Genomic DNA, 5,339 nt, shown 5'->3' on the forward strand with positions numbered 1-5,339 from the left:
TGCGCCAGCGCCCGCCAGAGGTCGCGCGTGTCCGGGCCCGCGGTCTTCCACGCCGCCTCCAGCACCTCGTGGGCCTGGAAGGGGAGCCCCTCGTCGAGCAGCCGCTGGGCCTCGGTGACGGTCTCGGCGGGGGTGAGGTCGAGATCGTCAGGGATCTGCGGGACCCCTTGTGCGCCATAGGGGAGTGGGCGCCCGAGGGCGTCTCGCGGGCGGGCGTTGCGGGCCCGCCCGGCGACGTCGCGATCGCGGCTCACGCGGTCTGTCACGGCGTCTCCAGCGGGCGCAGCTCCTCGTCGAACTGGTCGAGGAACCCGCGCCAGTGCGGCACCGGCGTGGCCGGCCGCACGACGAACTTGGTGAGCCCCGCGTCGACGTACTCGCCGATCCGCTCCCGCGCCTCCGCCCAGCCCCGGGCGACGATCTTCTCCGGCGCGACGTCCGGTCGCCGGTCGAGCGAGCCCGCCAGCGCCGCGTCGACCTCCGCCTCGGTGGCCTCCGGCGGGACCACGGCGAGGTTCGTGCCGTAGTGGTCCGCCTCGATCTCGCGGCCCGCCGCGGCGGCCGCGCGCTCGATCGTCTCCCGGCAGTCCGCGGCCTCCGCCGCCGTGACGAAGCTGCCCAGCCAGCCGTCGGCCAGCCTGCCGATCCGGTCCAGCCCCACGGGGGCGCGCCCGCCGAGCCACAGATCGAGCCTGCCGGGTGGGCGAGGGCCGACGGTGGCCTCGTCGAGGTGGAAGAACTCGCCGTGGTGGGTGACCCGCTCCTCGGCCAGCAGCCGCCGGATCACGACCAGCGACTCCTCGAACACCGCCGCCCGCTGCCCGGGCACGGGATAGAGCTGGCGCTCCCGGCTCTGCGCGGGCCGGACCCCGAAAGCGGGCAGGATCCGCTTGGGCGCCAACGCCGCCAACGACGCCAGCTGTGCGGCCACGAGCGCCGGGTTGCGGCCCGGCAGCACCAGGACCCCCGTGCCGACCTTGAGGTTGCGCGTGCGCCCCGCGGCGAACGCCATGCCGGTGAGGGCGTCGACCGACTCGGACCCGACGAGGTCGGGCAGCCAGAGCGAGTCGATCCCGCGTGCCTCCAGCTCGTCGACCAGCTCGGCGAACCCGCCCACCCCGGTCGAGCCCCCGACCGGCAGCGACCCGATCCCGATCCGCACCTTCACGGGCCCGACGCTACCCGGCCCGTCAGGTCGGCGGGGTCTCGTCCTCCCCGCGCAGCTCCGCCCGGAGGATGCGGGCGGAGCGGCCGAGGCTGCGGGCGGCGTCGGGCAGCCTGCGCGCGCCGAACAGGAGCACGAAGACCCCGACCACGATCACCCAGTGCCACGCACTCAGCTCACCCATGACGGCAGTGTGCACGTCCCCACGGCGCTTCCCCAACATTCCCGGAATGAAAGTCCGAATTGCGGGTGCTTGTCGGGAACATGCGTTCAGGGCCGCCCGACGGCAGGTGATCGGGCCTGGTAGACAGTGCGATCGTGGGTCGTGTGGTGGGTGTCCGGCAGCTCCTGGTGCTCGCCGTCGTGGCGGGTGTGCTGGTCGCTGGAATGCTTTTTCCCTTTGCGGGCGGAATCGGACTTCTCGCCGGTTCGGTGAGCGATTCCGCGGTGGGTACGAACGCCGACCTCGAGGCGGGTGTGCTCCCCGCCGTCACGCGGGTGCAGGACGAGAACGGCAGCACGATCGCCTCGCTCTACGACCAGTACCGGGTGCCGGTGGCGAGCGAGCAGATCGCACCGTCGATGAAGGCGGCGATCGTCGCGATCGAGGACCGCCGCTTCTACGAGCACGGCGGCTTCGACCCCATCGGCGCGGCGCGGGCGCTGGTCAACAACTCCAACGGCGGCGCGACCCAGGGCGCGTCGACGCTCACCGAGCAGTACGTCAAGAACTACGACCTCTACGTGGCCGCACAGTCCGACGCCGAGCGCCGGGCCGCCGTCGCACCCAGCTACGCGCGCAAGCTCAAGGAGGCCGAGCTCGCGGTCAGCCTCGACCACGACCTGTCCAAGGACGAGATCCTCACCCGCTACCTCAACCTCGTCTACTTCGGACACGGGGCGTACGGGGTGCAGGCCGCGGCGCAGGCGTACTTCGGCGTCGACGCGTCGGCGCTCACCGTCTCGCAGGCCGCGCTGCTCGCCGGGATGGTGCAGAGCCCCACCGAGTACGACCCCGTCGCGCACGCGGACGCGGCCACGGGCAGGCGGAACGTCGTGGTGGAGGCGCTGCGCCAGCAGGGGTCGATCACGCAGGACCAGGCCTCGCAGGCGGCGACGGCGCCGTTGGGCGTGGTGCCGGACCCGGCGATCCCCGGCGAGGGCTGCATCGGGGCGGGGGACGCGGGCTACTTCTGCGACTACGTCCTCAGCTACCTCGACCGGGCGGGGTTCCCCACCGACCGGCTCGCCGGCGGCGGCTACACGATCACCACCACCCTCGACCCGGACGCACTGGCCAAGGCGAAGGCCGCCGTCGACGGGCAGGTCCCGCCGACCCAGCCGCACGTCGCGGACGTCATGGCGGTGGTGCAGCCGGGGGCCGACGCGCACCGCGTCGTCGCGATGGCCGCCAACCGGACCTTCGGCAACGAGCCGGGGGAGTCGAGCTACGGGCTGCCCTACGAGCCGGAGAACATGGGCGCGGGCTCGGTCTACAAGATCTTCACGGCCGCGACGGCGATGGAGCAGCACCTCGTCGGGATCGACACGGTGATCTCGGTGCCGCCCAGCGGGTACACGTCGCCGATCTATCGCAACGGTGCCGGGCGGCCGATCCCGGTCGGCAACGCCGGGAACTACCGCACCGCGCTCACCCTGCAGGACGCGCTGGCGGAGTCGCCGAACACGGCGTTCGTGAAGCTGGAGGAGAGCACCGGGGTGCCGCCGGTGGTGGACATGGCCGTCCGGCTGGGGCTGACGTCGTTGGCCGAGACCCCGTACAGCGGCAAGGCCGGGACGCCGTCGGTGGCGGACGTGATGAAGAAGCAGAACCAGGCGTCGTTCACGCTCGGGGTCACCCCGACCTCAGCGCTCGAGCTGGCGAACGTGCAGGCCACACTCGCCTCGCACGGGACCTGGTGCCCGCCCACGCCGCTCGCGTCGGTCACCGACCGGACCGGCTCGCCGGTCGCCGTCACGCAGCAGGCCTGCACCCAGGCCCTCGACCCGGCGATCGCGGACACCCTGATGACCGGCCTGTCGAAGGACGACGCCGCGGGCGGCACGTCCGCGGCCGCCGCCGGGCAGATGGGGTGGAACCGGCCGGTCGCGGCGAAGACGGGGACCACGCAGGAGTACAAGTCCGCGGCGTTCGTGGGGGCGACGCCGCAGCTCGCGGGTGCGGCGATCGTGTTCGACGACTCCAACGCGCCCAAGCCGATCTGCGACGGCAGCCCGCCCCGCACCTGCTCCGGCGGGAACATCTACGGCGGCAAGGCGCCGGCCCGGACCTTCTACCGGGCCTTCACCGACATCCTCGGCGACCAACCCGTCGCACCCCTCCCCGCCGTGGACCCGGCCTATCTGACGGGCACGCTCCCGTCGGTGGTCGTCGCGCCGCCGGTGGCGGACGGCGCCGCAGAGCCGACCCCCGACCAGCCCGCGCCCGAGCAGGGTGGGGAGAACGCTGACGGCGGCTGAGGTTTCCGGGCCCTGAGCGTCCGGCGCCCGAGGGATTTGCACGTTTCGTGCTCTCAGCGCGGCAAGATCGCTGTTGAGGTGCTCTCAGCGCTCCTGCGGCAGCGCTGAGAGCACCCAACTCGTGATCATGCGAAGGGCCAACCGCGGCCACTGCACGCAAACCGCGATCATGCCGCGCTGAGAGCACGAAACGTGCCGCCGCCGGGAGCGCCCACCACCCTCACCCCACGACACCCAAGGCCTGCGCGAGGTCGGCGATCAGGTCTCGCGGATCCTCGAGCCCCACCGAGAACCGCAGGTGCCCCCACCGCCGGAACTCCTCGGGCCAGAACCGCGCCCGCTCGTCGTCCCCGCCCACGTGCACGATCAGCGACTCGTCGTGCCCCAGCGACACCGCGGACGTCACGAGCCGCAGCGCCGCCACGAACCGGTTCTGCGCGTCCGAGTCCCCGCGGACGGCGAAGGCCAGCATCCCGCCGAACCCGCCGGTCAGCGTCCGCGCGGCGAGCTCGTGCTGCGGGTGCGACGCCAGCCCGGGGTAGGCCACGTACGCCACCCGCGGGTCCGCCTCGAGGAACTCCGCCACGGCCAGCGCCGACGCGCAGTGCTGCCGCATCCGCAGCGGCAGCGTGACCGCCCCGCGCATGATCAGCCAGGAGTGGAACGGGCTGAGCACCCCACCCACGTTGACCTGCGCGTCCGCCCGGATACGGTCGGTCAGCGCCCGGTCGCCGATCACCACGCCGCCCATCGCGTCGCCGTGGCCGTTGACGTACTTGGTGAGGGAGTGCACGACCAGGTCGGCACCCAGCGAGAGAGGGCGCTGCAGGATCGGCGTGGCGAACGTCGCGTCGACCGACAGCAGCGCCCCCGCCTCGTGGGCGACCGCGGCGACCGCCGCGACGTCGGTGATCCGGGTCGTCGGGTTGGCGGGGGTCTCGACGTGCACGAGCCGCGTCTCGGGCCGGATCGCGGCCCGGACGGCCTCCGGGTCCGCCGAGTCGACGAGCGTGGCGGTGATCCCGTACTTCTCCGGCAGCAGCTCGGTGAGCAGCCGGTAGGTCGCGACGTACGTGACGTCGGAGCACACCACGTGGTCCCCGGCCCGCAGGAAGGTGAACAGCACCGCGTGCAGGGCGGCGACCCCGCTGGCCAGCGCGACGGCGTCGACGGAGCCGCGCTCGCCCGCCGTCTCCAACAGGGCGAGCTTCTCCTCCAGCCAGCCCTGGTTGGCGCCGCCGTTGCGCGTGTAGAGCGGGGCGGAGAAGTCCGACCAGCTCAGCTCCGACGGATCCTCCGGCAGCGCGTAGGAGTTGGCCATCACCAGCGGTCGACGGATCGCTCCGGTGCCGGGGTCGACGGCGTTGCCCGCGTGGACGCTCAGGGTCTCGAAGTGCACTCCCGCATTGTCACGGCGGCCCTCCTCACGGCGTCCAGCGCGGGTCCCGCCCCTCGGCGCCGAGCACCCGGTGGAACACCGGCGCACCCTCGCCGACCTCGACCCGCTCGCCGAACAACCCGGGGACCACGACGTCGAACCCGGAGGCGAACGCCAGGCACGTCTGCGCGCTCGGCCCGTCCACCGAGAACCGCTGCCGGGTGGCCCGGGCCAGGTCCCAGCCGTGCACGACCAGCTCGTTCAGCGCGATCGCCCCCACCTCGGCGGCCGGGAACTCCAACCCGCCGGCCCGGG

5 protein-coding genes and 1 pseudogene are annotated in these 5,339 nt (G+C 73.2%); 1 reads left to right on the forward strand and 5 read right to left on the reverse strand.

Features of this window, described 5'->3' with window-relative positions; genetic code table 11:
* From H5J29_RS19635 to tatA, 3 genes and pseudogenes are all read right to left on the reverse strand, one after another.
* On the reverse strand, positions 1 to 254 hold a 254-nt coding region (locus H5J29_RS19635), incomplete at its 3' end, for a DUF309 domain-containing protein (RefSeq protein WP_181782510.1).
* Positions 255 to 262: 8 nt separating this feature from the next.
* Positions 263 to 1,168 carry a TIGR03854 family LLM class F420-dependent oxidoreductase gene (locus H5J29_RS19640; RefSeq protein ID WP_181782511.1) on the reverse strand — a complete coding sequence of 302 codons (906 nt, stop codon included), beginning with the start codon at positions 1,166 to 1,168 and terminating at the stop codon, positions 263 to 265.
* Between the two features lie 37 nt (positions 1,169 to 1,205).
* Positions 1,206 to 1,349 (reverse strand): annotated as a pseudogene (gene tatA / locus H5J29_RS19645) (Sec-independent protein translocase subunit TatA); the annotation flags it as partial.
* A 263-nt stretch (positions 1,350 to 1,612) separates the two neighbouring features.
* On the opposite strand from tatA, the gene H5J29_RS19650 reads away from it, so the two are divergent.
* On the forward strand, positions 1,613 to 3,646 hold the full coding sequence (locus H5J29_RS19650; RefSeq protein ID WP_312858313.1) for a transglycosylase domain-containing protein: 2,034 nt from the start codon (positions 1,613 to 1,615) through the stop codon (positions 3,644 to 3,646).
* A 220-nt stretch (positions 3,647 to 3,866) separates the two neighbouring features.
* On the opposite strand, the gene H5J29_RS19655 is transcribed toward H5J29_RS19650, so the two are convergent.
* Positions 3,867 to 5,045, reverse strand: a complete 1,179-nt coding sequence (locus H5J29_RS19655) for a trans-sulfuration enzyme family protein (protein WP_181782513.1) — start codon at positions 5,043 to 5,045, stop codon at positions 3,867 to 3,869.
* A 25-nt stretch (positions 5,046 to 5,070) separates the two neighbouring features.
* Positions 5,071 to 5,339 (reverse strand): DinB family protein (locus H5J29_RS19660; RefSeq protein WP_512700126.1); only part of this gene is annotated, 269 nt, incomplete at its 5' end.

Source organism: Pseudonocardia pini (assembly GCF_013870575.1).
GTDB lineage: Bacteria > Actinomycetota > Actinomycetes > Mycobacteriales > Pseudonocardiaceae > Pseudonocardia > Pseudonocardia pini.